The sequence below is a fragment of the Micromonospora sp. GCM10011541 genome (genome assembly GCF_042650725.1).
GTDB lineage: Bacteria > Actinomycetota > Actinomycetes > Mycobacteriales > Micromonosporaceae > Micromonospora > Micromonospora sicca.
In genome coordinates, this window is record NZ_JBHSBP010000049.1 from 314,911 (window position 1) to 330,214 (window position 15,304).

A 15,304-nucleotide genomic window follows, 5' to 3' on the forward strand; every position below is an offset into this window, starting at 1 on the left:
TCACCCGGGTGCCGGGGCCGCCGGGCCCGTCGGTACCGTCCACCTCGTGGGAAAGACGTACGAGGGCGGCGTGCCGCTCGTCGAGGTGGTCCGGTCCGGCTTCGTGGAGGGGCTGCACCGCGGCTCGGTGGTGGTGCTGGACGCGGCCGGCGCGGTGGTGGCCGGCGCCGGGGACGGGGTCTCCCCGATCTTCCCGCGCTCGTCCAGCAAGCCGATGCAGGCGGTCGGGATGCTCCGCGCCGGCCTGCCGTTGACCGACCCGGCGGACGTGGCGCTGGTCTCGGCCAGCCACGCCGGCGAGGAGTTCCACCTGGAACGGGTCGGCGCGCTGCTCCGCCGCGGCGGGCTCGACGAGACGGCGCTGCACTGCCCGCCCGACCTGCCGGTGGGCGACGCGGCCCGGGAGGCCGTGCTGCGGGCCGGCGGCGGGCCGAGGCGGATCCAGATGAACTGCTCCGGCAAGCACACCGGAATGCTGTTGACCTGCCTGGCGGCCGGCTGGCCGCTGAACGGGTACTGGCGGCCCGACCACCCGTTGCAGCGGCGGTTGACCGCCGCGATCGAGGAGTTCACCGGCGAGGAGGCGGCGGCGGTCGGGGTCGACGGTTGTGGCGCGCCGGTGCTCGCCGTCTCGCTGACCGGGCTGGCCCGGGCGTACCTGCGGCTGGTCTCGGCCGAGCCGGGCAACGTCGAGCGGACCGTGGCCGACGCGATGCGGGCGTTCCCGGAACTGGTGGGCGGCACCCAGGCCGACGACACCCGGCTGATGCGGGGCGTACCCGGCCTCCTGGCCAAGGTCGGCGCCGAGGGCGTCATCGCGGCGGCCGTCCCCGGGATCGGCGCGGTCGCCCTCAAGATCGACGACGGCGCGGCCCGCGCCCGGATGCCCGTGCTGGTCTCCGCGCTGCGCCGGCTCGGCGTCGACGCTCCGGTCCTGACCGAGTACGCCGACGTGCCGCTGCTCGGTGGCGGCCTGCCGGTCGGGGCGGTCCGCGCCGTCTGGTGACTCCACGCGCCCCGGCCTGCCCCGGCCGCCCGGTGGCGGGCGCCGGCGGGCGCGGCGCGGCGCCCGTCCGGGGGCCCCTCCACGGTGCGGCCTTCCTCCCGTCCGGCGGCGGGTGCCGCGTCCCCGTCCGTCCGGTACTGGTCACCGGATTGGGCGACAGTCATGACGCTGTCCGGGCAGGTGACGCTGAGCCGGCGACACGCCGGTCGGGCGCCCGGTCGCGGCGGAACCGGCCGGCGAGGCGGTCATGGCAGGAAGTCGAGCAGGGCGGCGTTGACCGGCCCGGGGCGTTCCAGCGGCAGCAGGTGGCCGGCGTCCGGGACGTCGGGCAGGCGTACGCCGTGGGGTGCCTCGGCGGCGATGCGGTCGGCGAGCCGGCTGATGTCCGGCACGTCCGCCGCGCCGGCCCCGACCAGCACCGGCATCCGCAGCTCGCCCAGCCGGTCGATCGCCGGCGGGTCGAGTTCACCGACCTCGACGGCGCTCAACGCCAGTTCGGCGGCGAGCGCCCGCTGGTCCATCTCCTGGGCGAACCGGATCAGCTCCGGGTCCACGTCCTCGGGCCGGCGGGCCGGGCCGACCACCCAGAACCGCACCTCGCCGGCGGCGGACGCGGCGAAGTCCTCCGGGTCCACCTCGCCGACCAGGGTCTCCCAGAGCTGCTCGGTCTCCTCCGACCATTCGCTGCCGGACACGGGGGCGCCGAAGAGGGCCAGCGCCGAGACCCGCTCCGGATGGGCCAGGGCGGTGTCCACGGCGACCTTGCCGCCGAACGAGCACCCGACCAGGGCGGCCCGGTCGAGGCCGAGCGCGTCCAGCGCGCCGACCACGTCCTCGTGGTGGGCGAAGGGGACCGGCGGCAGCTCGGAGTCGCCGTAGCCGCGCAGGTCGAGGGCGACGACCCGGTGCCGGGCGGCGAGCGCGGGGATCTGCTCCCGCCACATCCTCCGGTCGGCGATGCCGGCGTGCAGCAGCAGCACGGGCGTCCCCGTCCCGGCCTCGTCGTACGCGAGCAGGGCGCCGTTGACTTCGATCTTGGTCACCCCAGGACGGTACGTACCGGACACCGAGCGCGCAACAGTCGATCTGAGACCTTGCTAACTCCGGTTAGCGCTTTGCTTGCAGTTGCTAGCATCCCGGGTTAGCGTCGAGTCATGGCCACCAGCAAGGACCTTCCCGACGTCGGCGGGTTCATTCGCGATCTGCGCCGCAACGCGAAGATCTCGCTGCGGCAGCTCGCCGAGCAGGCCGGCGTCAGCAACCCGTATCTCAGCCAGATCGAGCGCGGCCTGCGCAAGCCGAGCGCCGAGGTGCTGCAGCAACTGGCCAGCGCGCTGCGCGTCTCCACCCCGGCGATGTACCTGCGGGCCGGCCTGCTGGACGACAAGGAAGGCCAGGGGGTGCTCGCGGCCATCGCCGTCGACCCCGAGCTGACCATGGCGCAGAAGCAGTCGCTCACCCAGATCTACGAGACGTTCCGCCGGGAGAACGCGCGGATCGCGGAGGCCACCGCCGCCGCGAACACCGTCGCCGAGCCCGCGGCGCCGTCCGCCACCGGGCCCGCCGAGGCCCCGGAGGCGCCGGGCACCGTGACGCCGGCCGCCACCGGCCCCACGACGCCGGACGGTACCCCGACCGAGGCGGTCCTCGAGTCGGTCGCCGTCACCGAGGCGGGCCCCGCACCCGCCCCGACGACCAGCACCGCCCGTCAGAGGAAGACCGCGCCGAAGGCCGCCGGTGCGGCCGAGGAGGAGAAGTCATGACCCAGCCGAAGACCAACCGCATCCCCGCCCCGCTCTACGCCGCCGCCGGCGCCGGTGAGCTGGCCCTGCAGCAGCTGCGCAAGCTCCCGACCGTGGTCTCCGACCTCGGCACCAAGGTCGTCGCCGACCTCGGCGGCAAGGCCGTCGTCACCGGCTTCGAGCTGCGTCAGAAGGCCACCGAGACGCTGAAGACCGCGAACCTGACCGCGGCCGGGCTGCGGGAGAAGGCCGTCCCGACCGACCTCGACCTGGACAAGCTCCGTGAGGCCGCCACCCGGAACGCCGCCGCCGTGCTGTCCGCCGCCGAGGCCGCGCAGGAGCGCGCCCTGGCCGGCGCGCAGGCCGCGCAGGGGCGGGCCCTGGCCGCGTACGCCGAGCTGGTCGCCCGCGGCGAGCGGGTCGTCGGCGCCGGCGTGCTGGAGGCCGCCGACACGGTGAACGCGGACATCGAGGCGACGGAGGCCGCGCCGGTCGCGACCACCACTCCGGCCGCCCCGGTCGAGGCGCCGACCCCGGCCGACGTTGCCGAGGTCGTCGAGGCCAAGCCGGCCGCCGCCAAGACCCCGCGGACCCGGGCCACCAAGGCCACCGCCACGAAGGCCGCGACCGCCAAGCCGGCCGCCACCCCGTCGGCGAAGCTGCCGAAGGCCACCAAGCGGACCCGTCCGGCCGCCGAGTAGTCGAGCCTGGATCGACGGCCCCGGAAGCGTCCTGCGGGACGTTTCCGGGGCCGTCGGCATAAGCTTGCCGACATGGCAAACGCCGCGCCGATCTTCGCGTACGAAGTCCGCTATGTGATCGAGCTGATCCTGCTCGTCTTCGCCCTGGTCATCGAGGGCGTGGCCCTGGTGCACGCCATCACCCAGCGCTCCGACGCGTTCGCCGCGATCGGCACCCTGCCCAAGGGCGGCTGGATCGCCATCCTCGCGGTCTGCCTGGTGCTGACCCTGCTCGGCGTCGGGGGCGGCGTCCTGAGCATCTTCACCCTGATCGGCATCGCGGCCGGTCTGATCTACCTGCTCGACGTCCGGGTCGGGCTGCGCGACCTGCACGACGGCAAAGGCTTCTGGTGAGGGGTTTCCGCTGGCCCCCGCCGCCGGACGGCGGTCCCCGCACCTGGGGGCCCGGCCCGGGCGGGCCCCGCACCGGCCGTCCCGCGCTGCCGGAGCCGGAGACCGAGCTGGTCACCACCCCGCACGGGGTGCGGCTGGAGCGGCTGGTCACCGGCACCGGTGACCCGGTCACGGTGTTCGCGCACGGGCTGGGCAACGGCATCGCCACCACCCGCCCCTTCGGCAGCGCGGTCACCGGCCGCAAGGTCTTCTTCCAGTTCCGCGGGCACGGCCGCTCCGACTCGCCGCCCGGCCGGTGGACCTATCTGGACCTGGCCCGCGACCTGCGGGCCGTCGCCGACCTCGGCGGCGCCACCCGGGCCTTCGGCGCCAGCCTGGGCGCCGGCGCGCTCTGCCGGCTGCTGGTGGAGAGCCCGGAACGCTTCGAGAAGCTGGTCTTCTTCCTGCCCGCCGTGCTGGACCAGCCGCGCGGCGAGGTGGCCCGGGCCCGCCTGACCGACCTGCTCGACGCGGTGGAGAGCGGGGACGCCTCCGCCCTGGCCGAGGTCGTCTCGACGGAGCTGCCGCCCGCCGTGCGGAACACCCCGGCCGGGTGGGCGTACATGCGGCAGCGGCTGGACCAGCTGCTCCGGGACGGGCTCGCCCCCGGGCTGGCCAGCATGCCCGAGCAGGCGCCGCTGCGAGACGCGGCCGTGCTCGCCCAGGTCACCGCCCCGGCGCTGGTGATCGGCTGTGCGGACGACGACCTGCATCCGGTGCCGGTCGCCGAGGAACTGGCCGCCGCGCTGCCGAACGCCACCCTGCACGTCTACGACCGCCCCGGCGTGCTCTGGTCGGAACGCGCCGACCTGCGGGAGCGGATCTCCGGGTTCCTCAACGGGTAACGTCGCCTGTCATGGGCGTCACACACCACGGCCGTACCCACCGACTCGACCTCGCCGATCCCACCCTGCGCGAGTGGGAGTGCACGGTGCTGGCGGCCGACCCCGAGCAGGGCATCGTGCTGGACCGGTCGGCCTTCTACCCCGGCGGCGGCGGGCAGCCGCCGGACCACGGGGTGCTGCTCTGGCAGGGCGTGCAGACCCGGATCGTCGGCACCCGCAAGGGCGACGACCTCTATCTCATCCCCGCCGAGGGTGACCCCGTGCCGCCGGCCGGCACCACGGTCACCGGTGCCGTGGCGGACGACCGCCGGACGATGCTGATGCGTACCCACTCGGGGCTGCACGTGCTCTGCGGCGTGGTGTTCCGCGACTTCGGCGCGCTGGTCACCGGCGGCAACATGGAACCCGGTGAGGCCCGGATGGACTTCAACCTCCCCGAGGTGCCGCCGGACTTCAAGAGCCGGATCGAGGAACTGGTCAACGCCGAGGTGGCCGCCGACCGGTCGGTCGCCGTCCGGGTGCTGCCCCGGGCCGAGGCGCTGGCCCTGCCGGACATCATCCGTACCCAGTCGAACCTGATCCCGCCGGACGAGCAGGAGGTCCGGATCGTCGACATCGTCGGCCTGGACGTCCAGGCCGACGGCGGCACGCACGTCGCGTCGACCGCCCAGATCGGCAAGGTCCAGGTGGTCAAGGTGGAGAGCAAGGGCCGCGCCAACCGCCGGGTCCGCGTCCGGCTGGCGGACTGACCAGCACAGCCGCCGACGTGCGGTGACCGCCGGGGCCGGGGCGCGGCACCGGGTCAGCGCCGGGCGAGTTCCGGCGGCAGGAAGGCGGCCCGGACGTCGAGCAGCCACCGCTCCACGGTCTCCTCGTCGGGCCGCTCCGGCAGCGGGGTGCGGATCCGGTCGAAGTCCCGCTCCGCCTCGGCGACCAGCGCCTCCGCCTCGTCCAGCGCCCCGCCGGCGACCCGTTCGCCGAAGGCCCGGAACCACTCCGGATCGGCCAGCCGGATCTCCAGCACCCCGGTCGCGTAGAGCACCCGCCCCTGCTGCAACAGGCGGGCCAGGTGCCGGGCGTGCTTCGCCGAGCGCCGCCGGCCGCCCACCGACGAGTCCCGGGTGGTGAGTTTGCGGAACTGCTGGGTGGCGTACCCGAGATAGGCGTCCCGGGCCCGGGGCGCGCTGAGGAACGCCGACCGGACGGCGATCAGCCGCTCGCCGAGCTCCGTCCGCGTCTCGTAGCAGTCGTCCGGGAGCCACATCAGCTCGGTCGCGGTCGGGTTGCCGCTCAGCGCGAGCCGGCAGTACTTGGCCGCCTCGTGCAGGGTGACGTCCGGTTCGGTGGTGACCACCGACTCCCGGGGCGGGCGCAGGCCGTGGAAGGCCACCGTCGGCGCGGCGTAGACGCCGAGCCGGTCCACGTCCGAGCCGGGGCCGGCCAGCCCGTAGGCGACCGAGCCGACGATCCCGGAGAGCAGCAGGTGCATGCCGGCCATCATGGCGGATCCGGATCACCCGGGAAACCGGACTTCGGCTGTCAGGTATTGCTGACACCGTCGAGCGCATGACGACACCGCTGACAGGAAAGATCGCCCTCGTCGCCGGGGCGACCCGGGGCGCCGGCCGGCAGATCGCGGTCCAGCTCGGCGCGGCCGGGGCCACCGTCTACGTCACCGGCCGCACCACCCGCGAGCACCGGTCCGAGCTGGACCGGCCGGAGACCATCGAGGAGACCGCCGAGCTGGTCACCGCCGCCGGCGGCACCGGCATCGCCGTGCCCGTGGACCACCTGGAGCCCGACCAGGTACGCCGGCTGGTCGAGCGGATCGACGCCGAGCAGGGCCGCCTCGACGTGCTGGTCAACGACATCTGGGGCGCCGACCCGCTGATCACCTGGGAGAAGCCGGTCTGGGAGCAGCCCCTCGACGCGGGCTTCCGCACCCTGCGGCTGGCCGTGGACACCCACATCATCACCAGCCACTTCGCGCTGCCGCTGCTGATCCGCAACGCGGGCGGCCTGGTGGTCGAGATCGGCGACGGCACCAAGGAGTACAACGACTCCACCTACCGGCTCTCGGTCTTCTACGACCTGGCCAAGGTGTCGGTCAACCGGCTCGCCTTCACCCAGGCGCACGAGCTGGCGCCGCACGGCGGCACGGCGGTGGCGCTGACCCCCGGCTGGCTGCGTTCCGAGGCGATGCTGGAGCACTTCGGGGTCACCGAGGCCAACTGGCGCGACGGCGCGGCGAAGGACCCGCACTTCGTCATGTCCGAGACGCCGGCGTTCGTCGGGCGGGCGGTGGTCGCCCTGGCCGCCGACCCCGACCGGGCCCGCTGGACCGGGAGGTCCGTGGACAGCGGCGGGCTGGCCCAGGTGTACGGCTTCACCGACCTCGACGGCACGAGGCCGCACTGGTCGCGCTATCACGACGAGGTGGTGGCCGCCGGGAAGCCGGCGGACGACACCGGCTACCGCTGACCGGCGTCCGGCCCCTCCGGCGCGTCGGCGTAGAGCGCCGCCGACTGGCGGGCCGCCTCGGCGAAGCGCGCCCGCAGCTCCGGCGGGTCGAGCACCTCCACCTCCGGACCGAGCCGGAGCAGCACGTCGTACGCCACCGGGACGGACTCGACGGGCAGCCGGGTCAGCACCCAGCCCTGCCCGTCGGGCTCGCCCGCGCCGGTCACCGCCGCGTCGTACGCGAAGGGGGCCTCCGCGACGTGCCGCAACGCCCGCCGGCCGGCGGGGCTGAGCCGGACGGTGACCTCGGCCCGCAGCATGCCGCGCAGGAACGCCTCGGCCTGCTCCCGCCAGTACGCCCCCAGGTCGAAGCCCTCGTCCCGGGCGAAGGTCTCCTCGCCCACCTCGACGCCGACCACCCGGTCCACCCGGTACGTCCGGTGCCCGTCGCCGACCCGGCCCACCAGGTACCAGACCCCGCTCTTCAACACCAGCCCGTACGGCTGCACGGTGCGGCTGACCTCCCGGTCACCGCGCCGGTAGCGCAGCTCGACCACCCGGTCCCGCCACACCGCCCGGGCCAGCTCGGTCAGCCACGGCGGGGGTTCCGCCTCCCGGAACCAGCCCGGCACGTCGAGGTGGAACCGCTGGCCGGTGCGGGCGGGCGCGTCCCGCAGGCTCGGCGGCAGCGCGGCGAGCACCTTCAGCTCGGCGGCGGCCACCGCGTCGGCGAGCCCCATCTCCCCGGCCGGGCCGGGCAGCCCGGACAGGAACAGCGCCTCCGCCTCGTCCCGGGTCAGCCCGGTCAGCCGGGTCCGGTAGCCGCCGAGCAGCCGGTAGCCGCCCGCCCGGCCCCGGTCGGCGTAGACCGGCACCCCGGCGGCGGAGAGCGCCAGCACGTCCCGGTAGACCGTCCGCTCGGAGACCTCCAGTTCCCGGGCCAGCTCGGTCGCGGTCATCGTCTCCCGGGACTGGAGCAGCAGGACCAGCGAGATCAGCCGGGACGCGCGCACCCGTCCATCCTGCCCGCGTCGGGTCGCCCGGCGCGGGGCCGGGGGACCGTTAGGCTCTGCGGTCGTGAACGCACCCCGCCTCGCCGCCCCGGTCACCGGCGCCGTCGGCCGGTTCCTCGCCGGCGCCGGGCTGCTCCTGCGCGGCCTCGGCCTCTACGTCCGCAGCCCCGGGCTGATGCTGCTCGGCATCGTCCCGGCACTGCTCTCCGGCGTGCTCTTCCTCGCCGCCTTCGCCACCCTGGTGTACTTCGTGGACGACCTGGCCGCGCTGGTCACCCCGTTCGCGGACGACTGGTCGGCGACGCCGCGCGGCCTGGTCCGGGTGATCGCCGGGCTGGCCTTCCTGGGGCTGGGCGGGCTGCTCGCGGTGGTCACCTTCACCGCGGTCACCCTGGTCATCGGCGACCCGTTCTACGAGAAGATCTCCGAGCGGGTCGAGGAGCGGTACGGGGGCGCCCCGGGCGCGGTCGACGTGCCGTTCTGGGCGTCGCTGCGCCGCAGCGTCGTCGACTCGCTGCGACTGGTGGCGATCTCGGCGCTGGTCGGCGTACCGCTCTTCGCGGCCGGGTTCATCCCGGTGGTGGGGCAGACCGTCGTACCGGTGATCGGGGCGGCGGTGGGCGGCTGGTTCCTCACCCTGGAACTGGTCGGGGCGCCCTTCTACCGGCGGGGCATGCGGCTGCCGGACCGCCGCACCCGGCTGAAGGCGGACCGGCCCACGGCGCTGGGCTTCGGCGTGGCGGTCTTCGTCTGCTTCCTGATCCCGCTCGGCGCGGTGCTGGTCATGCCGGCCGCCGTGGCCGGGGCCACCCTGCTCGCCCGCCGGTCGCTCGGCCAGTCCATCGAGGAGCGCTGACATGGAGATCACCCTGGTGGCGGGGGACATCACCGCCCAGCGGGTCGACGCGATCGTCAACGCGGCCAACTCCTCGCTGCTCGGCGGCGGGGGAGTGGACGGGGCGATCCACCGCAGGGGCGGGCCGGCGATCCTCGGGGAGTGCCGGGCCCTGCGCGCCTCCCGGTACGGCCGGGGCCTGCCCACCGGCCAGGCGGTCGCCACCACCGCCGGTGACCTGCCCGCCCGCTGGGTGATCCACACCGTCGGCCCGGTCTTCTCCGCCGGCGAGGACCGGTCGGCGCTGCTGCGGGACTGCTACGCCAACAGCCTGGCGGTCGCCGACGAACTGGGCGCCGCGACGGTGGCCTTCCCGCTGATCTCCGCCGGTGTCTACGGCTGGCCGGTCGACGACGCGGTACGCCAGGCGCTGACCGTGCTCCGCGCGGCGACCCCGGCGCGGGTCACCGAGGCCCGGCTGGTCCTCTTCGACCCCGACACGTACGCCACCGCCGAGCGGGTCGCCGCCACCGGCTGAGCCGGCGGTTCGGCTCCGGCGGGTGGCACCAACCCCCGCCGGGGGCGGTCGGCCCGTCAGCTCAGTTCAGCTCGGCGAGGCAGGACCACTGGGCGGCCACCGGCCGGTAGCCGAGTCGCTCGTTGATCGCGAGCATCGGGGCGTTGGACTCGTCGTTCGAGGTGTAGGCGACGGTGACGCCGCGGGCGCGGGCGTGGTGCAGCGCGGCGAGCTTGGCCAGCCGGGCCAGCCGCCGGCCACGGTACGCCGGCACGGTGGCCGTCATGTCCGACCACATGCGGTCGCCGTCCCGCTTGACCAGGCTGAAGGCGACCAGCTCCCCGTCGACCTCGACGGCCGTGCTGGCCTCCCGGTCCAGCCCGAGGTTGTCCCAGACCTCGTAGCGCCAGCTCGCGTAGCCGATCGCGTCGGCGGGCGCGTCGCCCGGCTCGTCGGCGGCGGCCGCGACGTGGACGGCGTGCATCCGGCGCGGGTCGAGCCCGGCCAGCGGCAGCAGCCGTACCCCGTCCCGGGTGTCCGGCAGCGGCGGCGTCGCCCGCAGGTCCAGCGCGGAGTAGCGCAGCTCCCGGCTCGGCGTGAAGCCGTGCCGGCGGGCGAACGGCAGCGAATCGGTCAGCGCCCCGGTCCGCACCCGGCGGATCCCCAGCGGACGAAGGTGACCGAGCGCCTCGGCCAGCAGCGCCCCGCCGACGCCCCGGCCGCGTTGCTCGGGGTGGACGTGCAGCAGGGAGACCTCGCCGAAGTCCGCCTCCGACGTGCCGCCGTTGCGGTAGGCCGACACCCAGCCGGCCACCCGGCCGTCGACCTCGGCCACGAACGCGGTCCACTCCTCGCCCGGCGGCGGTTCGGTGATCATCTGGCGGGTCGACTCGACCCCGCGCACCAGGTACGGGTAGACCAGCGCGCGCAGAGCCACGACGGCGGGCGCGTCGTCCGGGTGGGCGGCACGGATCAGCATCAGCCCACCTCGCGGACGGCGGCGACCGCCTCGACCTCGACGAGCTGGTCCGGGTAGCCCAGCACGGTCACGCCCAGCAGCGTGCTCGGCGGGTCGTGGTCGCCGAAGGCGTCCCGGACCACCTCCCAGACGGCCACCAGGTCGGCCCGGTCGGTGGTGGCGACGTACACGGTGGTCTTGACGACGTCGGGGAGGCGCGCCCCGGCGGCGGCCAGCGCGGCCGCCAGGTTGGCCATTACCTGCCGTGCCTGGGCGGCCGGCTCACCGGGGGCGACGGTGCGGCCCGCGGCGTCCAGCGGGCAGGCCCCGGCGGTGAAGACCATTCGGGCCGGCGGGGTGACCCGAGCCGCGTAGGCGTACTCGGCGACGTCGGAGAGTTCGGGGGCGTGAATCAGGTGCAGGGTGCCGGTCACGGGGCGACCGTAGCTGCCCACCGCAGCGCACCGCGACGGGTTATCGGCGGGACCGCCCGGTCAGGCGGAGTCGCGGACGATCAACTCGGTGGGCAGGATGAACGCCTGCTCGACGTCCTCACCCGCCGCGATCCGCAGCAGCTGCCGGGTCATCGCGCGACCCAGTTCCACTATCGGCTGCCGGACCGTGGTCAGCGGCGGCTCAGTGTACGCCGCGGTCTCGATGTCGTCGAAACCGATCACCGCCACGTCGGCCGGTACCCGCCGCCCGGATTCCCGCAGGGTACGCAGGGCGGCGTGCGCCATCAGGTCGGAGGCGGCGAAGACCGCGTCCAGATCCGGGTGCTCGGCGAGCAGCTGGCGCATGGCGGCCCCGCCGGACTCCCGGGTGAAGTCGCCGAACGCGACCAGCTCCGGCAGCCCGGCGTCGGCCACCGTCTCCCGGTATCCGACGAGCCGCTCGATCCCGGCCACCATGTCCTGCGGCCCGGCGATGGTGGCGATCCGCCGCCGGCCGCCCTCGATCAGGTGCCGCACCGCCCGGCTCACGCCGCCGACGTGGTCCACGTCCACGTACGGCAGTTGGGCGCCGCCCAGGGGGCGGCCGCTGCACACCACCGGGATGCCGAGCCGGGCCAGCGTGCCCGGCAGCGGGTCCTCGCCGTGCAGCGAGGCGAACAGCACGCCGTCGACGTGCCGACCGGTGGTGTAGCGCTCGACCCGCTGGTGCCCGGCCGGCGACCCGGCCAGCATCAGCACGAGCTGCTTGTCGGCCGCCTCCAGCTCCTGGCTGACCCCCCGGATGATGCCCGGGAACACCTGGTCGTCGGAGAAGACCCGGGTGGCCTCCTCGGGCATGACCAGGGCGACCGAGTCGGTCCGCTGGGTGACCAGGCTGCGGGCGGCCAGGTTCGGCACGTACCCCAGCTCCTCGACCGCCCGGCGGACCGCGTCCCGGATCGACTCCGCGACCGTGGTGGAGCCGTTGACCACCCGGGAGACCGTGGCCCGGGACACCCCGGCCCGTCGGGCCACCGCCTCCAGGGTCGGTCGTTGTGCCGTCGTCATCCCCGTCACCACCACCTCGTCACAGCCCGTTCCGGGAGATCACCTCCTGGTACCACCGAGCACTCTCCTTCGGTGTGCGCCGCTGGGTCAGGTAGTCGACGTGGACGATCCCGAACCGCTTCCGGTAGCCCTCGGCCCATTCGAAGTTGTCCAGCAACGACCATACGAGATAGCCGCGCACGTCCACGCCTCGGGCGATCGCCCGGTGCACGGCGCGCAGGTGTCCGTCGAGGTACGCCACCCGGTCGGTGTCGGCCACCCGACCGGTCGCGTCCGGGTCCTCGGCACCGGTCTTGTCCGGGAACGCCCCACCGTTCTCGGTGATCATCAGGGGCAGTCCCGGGTAGTCGACGCCGATCCGCTCCAGCAACCGGGTCAGCCCGGCCGGCTCGATCGACCAGCCCATCTCGGTGAGCGGCCCGACCGGGGGCAGGAACTCCACCACGCCCGCCGTCCCCGGGTACGCGCTGCCGCCCGCCCCGCCCACGCGCCCGGCGACGTAGGTGGGCGAGTAGTAGTTGACGCCGAGCAGGTCGATCGGGGCCGCGATGATCTTCTCGTCTCCGCCCCGGACGAAGGTCGGCTCGACGTGCCGGGCGACCTGCGCCAGCACGTCGTCCGGGTAGCCGGCGCCGGTCAGCGGGTCCAGGAAGATCCGGTTCTGCAGGCCGTCGACCAGGCGTACCGCGGCGGCGTCCGCCTCGCTGCCGGCGTCGGCGGGCTGCACGTCCGCCGGGTTGAGGGTGATCCCGAGGGTCGCCACGCCGACCGCGCGCAACGCCCGGGTCGCCAGGCCGTGGCCGAGCAGCAGGTGGTGTACGGCGCGGAAGGCCGCCCCGGCGTCCTGCTCGCCGGGGGCGTGCACCCCGTTGCCGTACCCCAGGTAGGCCGAGCACCACGGTTCGTTCAGCGTGGTCCAGGTGCGGACCCGGTCGCCGAGCCGGCCGTGCACGGCGACCGCGTAGTCGGCGAAGTGCTCGGCGGTCTCCCGGTTGGTCCAGCCGCCCCGGTCCTGGAGCGCCTGCGGCAGGTCCCAGTGGTAGAGCGTGACGAACGGGTCGATGCCCCGGCTCAGCAGCGCGTCCACCAGCCGGTCGTAGAAGTCCAGGCCGCGCGGGTTGACCGGGCCGGTGCCGTCCGGCTGGATCCGGGGCCAGGCGATCGAGAAGCGGTACGTCCGGAGCCCCAGCTCCGCCATCAAGGCCACGTCGTCGGCGTACCGGTGGTAGTGGTCGCAGGCGACGTCGCCGGTGTGCCCCTGGAACACCTTCCCCGGCGTACGGCTGAAAATGTCCCAGATGGACGGACCGCGACCGTCCTCCCGGGCCGCGCCCTCGATCTGGTACGCGGCGGTGGCCGCCCCCCAGACGAAGGTCTCGGGGAACCGGAGCTCGCTCCTCGCGCTCACGCCTTGACCGCACCTTCCATGATGCCGCCGATGATCTGGCGGCCGAACACGACGAAGACCAGCAACAGCGGAAGGGTCGCGATCGCCGTCCCGGTGAACACCTGCGACATGTCCTGGTAGTAGCCGTCGGACAGCGCCCGCAGGGAGAGCTGCACGGTGGGGTTCTCCGGGTCGTTGAGGACGGCGTACGGCCAGAGGAAGTCGTTCCAGGTGGTCATGAAGGTGAGCAGGCCGAGCACGGCGGCGGCGGGGCGCAGCGCGGGCAGCACCACGTGGAAGTAGATCCGCGCGGTGTTGCAGCCGTCCATTCGGGCGGCCTCGATCAGCTCGGTGCTGACCGCCTGGCCCGCGTACTGGCGCATCATGAACACCCCGAACCCGGTGACCAGGGCCGGCACGATCACCGCCGGCAGCCGGTCGTTCCAGTTCAGCCTGGTCATCAGCAGGTACAGCGGGATGACGCCGAGCTGGGTCGGCACCATCATGGTGGCGACGACGAGCAGCAGCAGCGCGTTACGTCCCCGGAAGCGCAGCTTCGCGAAGGCGAACCCGGCGAGCGTGGAGAAGAAGACCACCGAGACGGTGACCGTGCCGGCCACGATCGCCGAGTTGATCAGACCGGTGACGAAGTACGCGTCGGTGTTGGCGAACAGCCGGGCGATGTTGGCGCCGAGGTTGCCGCCCGGGGTGACCGGCGGTGGCACCTGTCCCATCGCGTCGCTGGTCCGGCTGGCCACCACGAACATCCAGTAGATCGGGAAGATCGACAGGATTGCCGTGAGGGTCAACGCCAGGTAGGTGAGCCGGCCGGCCGACCAGATCCGGGACATCAGTCGTCCTTCTTCCGGACGCCGCCGCCGAGCCGGCGGAGGAGCAGTACGTTGCCGGCCGCGACCACCGCGATCAGCGCGAAGAGCAGCCAGGCGATGGCCGAGCCGTAGCCGAAGTTGTAGTGCGGCGCGAAGGCGTTCTCGAACATGTACATGGTCACCGTCTGCGACTCGCGCAGCGGGCCGCCCCGGATCGCGTTGGTGCCGGAGTTGAAGAGCCGGGGCTCGGTGAAGAGCTGGAGCCCGCCGATGGTGGAGATGATGACCGCGAAGACGATCGTCGGCTTGAGCAGCGGCACGGTGATCGACCAGAACTGCCGGGACCGGCCGGCGCCGTCGATCGAGGCCGACTCGTACAGGTCGCGCGGGATGGCCTGCATGGCGGCCAGGAAGATCAGCGCGTTGTAGCCGGTCCACCGCCAGTCGACCATCGCCGAGATCGCGGTCCACGCGGCGAACCGGTTCGCCTTCCAGTCGATCGCGTCCACGCCGACGAGGTCGAGCAGCCAGTTGATCATGCCGAAGTCGCGGCCGAACAGCACGGCGAAGACGATCGCCACGGCGGCGGTCGAGGTGACGTTCGGGATCAGCACCGCCATCCGCCAGGTGGTCCGGGCCCGGAGCCGGCGGTTGAGCAGGTTGGCCAGCCAGAGCGCGAGGAGCAGCTGCGGGACGGTGGAGATGACGAAGATGCCCAGGGTGTTGACCACCGCGTGCCAGAAGTCCGGGTCGGCCAGCAGCTGGGTGTAGTTGTCGAGCCCGATGAACGGGTGCTCGGCGCCGAGCAGGTCCCAGTCGTGCAGCGAGACCCAGAAGGTGTACATCAGCGGGTAGATCCCGAACACCCCGAAGAGCAGGAAGAACGGGGCGATGTAGAGGTACGGCGAGTACCGGGTGTCGAACCGGCTGAGCCGGGCGGCCCGGGCGGTGCGGGGGGTGCGGTGCGCCGGTGCGACCGGCGGCCGGGCGTCGAGCTGGACGGCCATGGCCCGGGACTCCTTTCCGCCGTGCGGGCGGCACCCCGTCACCGGGGCCCGCCCGCGCGGCTGGCTGCT

At 74.0% G+C, this 15,304-nt stretch carries 18 protein-coding genes; 9 read left to right on the forward strand and 9 right to left on the reverse strand.

What is annotated here, in order from left to right; all coding sequences use genetic code 11:
• Positions 1 to 46 precede the first annotated feature (46 nt).
• A complete protein-coding gene (locus ACFOYX_RS18625; RefSeq protein ID WP_322443361.1) occupies positions 47 to 1,006 on the forward strand; it encodes an asparaginase in 960 nt (319 codons plus the stop codon).
• A gap of 245 nt (positions 1,007 to 1,251) precedes the next feature.
• Here the strand turns inward: ACFOYX_RS18625 and ACFOYX_RS18630 are convergent, their stop codons facing one another.
• Complete coding sequence (locus ACFOYX_RS18630) at positions 1,252 to 2,049, reverse strand: alpha/beta hydrolase (RefSeq protein ID WP_322443362.1); 798 nt, start codon at positions 2,047 to 2,049, stop codon at positions 1,252 to 1,254.
• 111 nt (positions 2,050 to 2,160) lie between these two features.
• Between ACFOYX_RS18630 and ACFOYX_RS18635 the strand changes: the two genes are divergently transcribed.
• From ACFOYX_RS18635 to ACFOYX_RS18655, 5 genes are all read left to right on the forward strand, one after another.
• A complete protein-coding gene (locus ACFOYX_RS18635; protein WP_238455388.1) occupies positions 2,161 to 2,769 on the forward strand; it encodes a helix-turn-helix domain-containing protein in 609 nt (202 codons plus the stop codon).
• Positions 2,766 to 3,449, forward strand: a complete 684-nt coding sequence (locus ACFOYX_RS18640) for a hypothetical protein (RefSeq protein WP_322443363.1) — start codon at positions 2,766 to 2,768, stop codon at positions 3,447 to 3,449. Before ACFOYX_RS18635 ends, ACFOYX_RS18640 begins: the two co-directional genes overlap by 4 nt.
• Positions 3,450 to 3,521: 72 nt before the next feature.
• Positions 3,522 to 3,842 carry a DUF2516 family protein gene (locus tag ACFOYX_RS18645; RefSeq protein WP_109803686.1) on the forward strand — a complete coding sequence of 107 codons (321 nt, stop codon included), beginning with the start codon at positions 3,522 to 3,524 and terminating at the stop codon, positions 3,840 to 3,842.
• A complete protein-coding gene (locus ACFOYX_RS18650) occupies positions 3,839 to 4,726 on the forward strand; it encodes an alpha/beta hydrolase (protein ID WP_322443364.1) in 888 nt (295 codons plus the stop codon). The genes ACFOYX_RS18645 and ACFOYX_RS18650 overlap by 4 nt, the downstream gene beginning before the upstream one ends.
• 11 nt (positions 4,727 to 4,737) lie before the next feature.
• Positions 4,738 to 5,475, forward strand: a complete 738-nt coding sequence (locus ACFOYX_RS18655; RefSeq protein WP_322443365.1) for an alanyl-tRNA editing protein — start codon at positions 4,738 to 4,740, stop codon at positions 5,473 to 5,475.
• Between the two features lie 53 nt (positions 5,476 to 5,528).
• Here ACFOYX_RS18655 and ACFOYX_RS18660 read toward each other — a convergent pair whose 3' ends face one another.
• Positions 5,529 to 6,215 (reverse strand): DNA polymerase beta superfamily protein, encoded by a 687-nt coding sequence (locus ACFOYX_RS18660; protein ID WP_322443378.1) that lies wholly within the window; start codon positions 6,213 to 6,215, stop codon positions 5,529 to 5,531.
• 77 nt (positions 6,216 to 6,292) lie between these two features.
• Here ACFOYX_RS18660 and ACFOYX_RS18665 point away from each other — a divergent pair, with 77 nt between their 5' ends.
• A complete protein-coding gene (locus ACFOYX_RS18665) occupies positions 6,293 to 7,207 on the forward strand; it encodes an SDR family oxidoreductase (protein ID WP_109803689.1) in 915 nt (304 codons plus the stop codon).
• Here the strand turns inward: ACFOYX_RS18665 and ACFOYX_RS18670 are convergent.
• The gene (locus ACFOYX_RS18670; protein ID WP_322443367.1) at positions 7,198 to 8,199 is read right to left on the reverse strand and encodes a YafY family protein; all 1,002 of its coding nucleotides are present in this window, start codon (positions 8,197 to 8,199) and stop codon (positions 7,198 to 7,200) included. The two genes, ACFOYX_RS18665 and ACFOYX_RS18670, sit on opposite strands and share 10 nt — an antisense overlap.
• Positions 8,200 to 8,263: 64 nt before the next feature.
• Here ACFOYX_RS18670 and ACFOYX_RS18675 point away from each other — a divergent pair, with 64 nt between their 5' ends.
• Positions 8,264 to 9,055: an EI24 domain-containing protein gene (locus tag ACFOYX_RS18675; protein WP_322443368.1), complete on the forward strand. Its 792-nt coding sequence runs from the start codon at positions 8,264 to 8,266 to the stop codon at positions 9,053 to 9,055.
• A gap of 1 nt (position 9,056) precedes the next feature.
• Positions 9,057 to 9,572, forward strand: a complete 516-nt coding sequence (locus tag ACFOYX_RS18680) for an O-acetyl-ADP-ribose deacetylase (RefSeq protein ID WP_322443369.1) — start codon at positions 9,057 to 9,059, stop codon at positions 9,570 to 9,572.
• Positions 9,573 to 9,633: 61 nt separating this feature from the next.
• On the opposite strand, the gene ACFOYX_RS18685 is transcribed toward ACFOYX_RS18680, so the two are convergent.
• The 6 genes from ACFOYX_RS18685 to ACFOYX_RS18710 are packed head-to-tail and all read right to left on the reverse strand — an operon-like array spanning position 9,634 to position 15,235.
• Positions 9,634 to 10,530 carry a GNAT family N-acetyltransferase gene (locus ACFOYX_RS18685; RefSeq protein ID WP_322443370.1) on the reverse strand — a complete coding sequence of 299 codons (897 nt, stop codon included), beginning with the start codon at positions 10,528 to 10,530 and terminating at the stop codon, positions 9,634 to 9,636.
• Entirely contained in the window at positions 10,530 to 10,943 is a 414-nt protein-coding gene (locus tag ACFOYX_RS18690; RefSeq protein ID WP_322443371.1) for a RidA family protein, read from the reverse strand. The genes ACFOYX_RS18685 and ACFOYX_RS18690 overlap by 1 nt, the downstream gene beginning before the upstream one ends.
• A 60-nt stretch (positions 10,944 to 11,003) precedes the next feature.
• Positions 11,004 to 12,011 (reverse strand): LacI family DNA-binding transcriptional regulator, encoded by a 1,008-nt coding sequence (locus ACFOYX_RS18695; protein WP_109803694.1) that lies wholly within the window; start codon positions 12,009 to 12,011, stop codon positions 11,004 to 11,006.
• 19 nt (positions 12,012 to 12,030) lie between these two features.
• Entirely contained in the window at positions 12,031 to 13,419 is a 1,389-nt protein-coding gene (locus ACFOYX_RS18700) for a GH1 family beta-glucosidase (RefSeq protein ID WP_322443372.1), read from the reverse strand.
• Positions 13,416 to 14,249: a carbohydrate ABC transporter permease gene (locus ACFOYX_RS18705; RefSeq protein WP_322443373.1), complete on the reverse strand. Its 834-nt coding sequence runs from the start codon at positions 14,247 to 14,249 to the stop codon at positions 13,416 to 13,418. The genes ACFOYX_RS18700 and ACFOYX_RS18705 overlap by 4 nt, the downstream gene beginning before the upstream one ends.
• The gene (locus ACFOYX_RS18710; protein WP_322443374.1) at positions 14,249 to 15,235 is read right to left on the reverse strand and encodes a sugar ABC transporter permease; all 987 of its coding nucleotides are present in this window, start codon (positions 15,233 to 15,235) and stop codon (positions 14,249 to 14,251) included. Before ACFOYX_RS18710 ends, ACFOYX_RS18705 begins: the two co-directional genes overlap by 1 nt.
• Positions 15,236 to 15,304: the final 69 nt, after the last annotated feature.

Excerpts from the sequence above, each read along its gene's own strand:
- ACFOYX_RS18635 (WP_238455388.1), top strand. The coding sequence starts at position 2,161 with ATGGCCACCAGCAAGGACCTTCCCGACGTCGGCGGGTTCATTCGCGAT.
- ACFOYX_RS18685 (WP_322443370.1), bottom strand. The coding sequence starts at position 10,530 with ATGCTGATCCGTGCCGCCCACCCGGACGACGCGCCCGCCGTCGTGGCT.
- ACFOYX_RS18705 (WP_322443373.1), bottom strand. The coding sequence starts at position 14,249 with ATGTCCCGGATCTGGTCGGCCGGCCGGCTCACCTACCTGGCGTTGACC.
- ACFOYX_RS18645 (WP_109803686.1), top strand. The coding sequence starts at position 3,522 with ATGGCAAACGCCGCGCCGATCTTCGCGTACGAAGTCCGCTATGTGATC.
- ACFOYX_RS18710 (WP_322443374.1), bottom strand. The coding sequence starts at position 15,235 with ATGGCCGTCCAGCTCGACGCCCGGCCGCCGGTCGCACCGGCGCACCGC.
- ACFOYX_RS18665 (WP_109803689.1), top strand. The coding sequence starts at position 6,293 with ATGACGACACCGCTGACAGGAAAGATCGCCCTCGTCGCCGGGGCGACC.
- ACFOYX_RS18680 (WP_322443369.1), top strand. The coding sequence starts at position 9,057 with ATGGAGATCACCCTGGTGGCGGGGGACATCACCGCCCAGCGGGTCGAC.
- ACFOYX_RS18660 (WP_322443378.1), bottom strand. The coding sequence starts at position 6,215 with ATGCACCTGCTGCTCTCCGGGATCGTCGGCTCGGTCGCCTACGGGCTG.
- ACFOYX_RS18655 (WP_322443365.1), top strand. The coding sequence starts at position 4,738 with ATGGGCGTCACACACCACGGCCGTACCCACCGACTCGACCTCGCCGAT.
- ACFOYX_RS18640 (WP_322443363.1), top strand. The coding sequence starts at position 2,766 with ATGACCCAGCCGAAGACCAACCGCATCCCCGCCCCGCTCTACGCCGCC.
- ACFOYX_RS18695 (WP_109803694.1), bottom strand. The coding sequence starts at position 12,011 with ATGACGACGGCACAACGACCGACCCTGGAGGCGGTGGCCCGACGGGCC.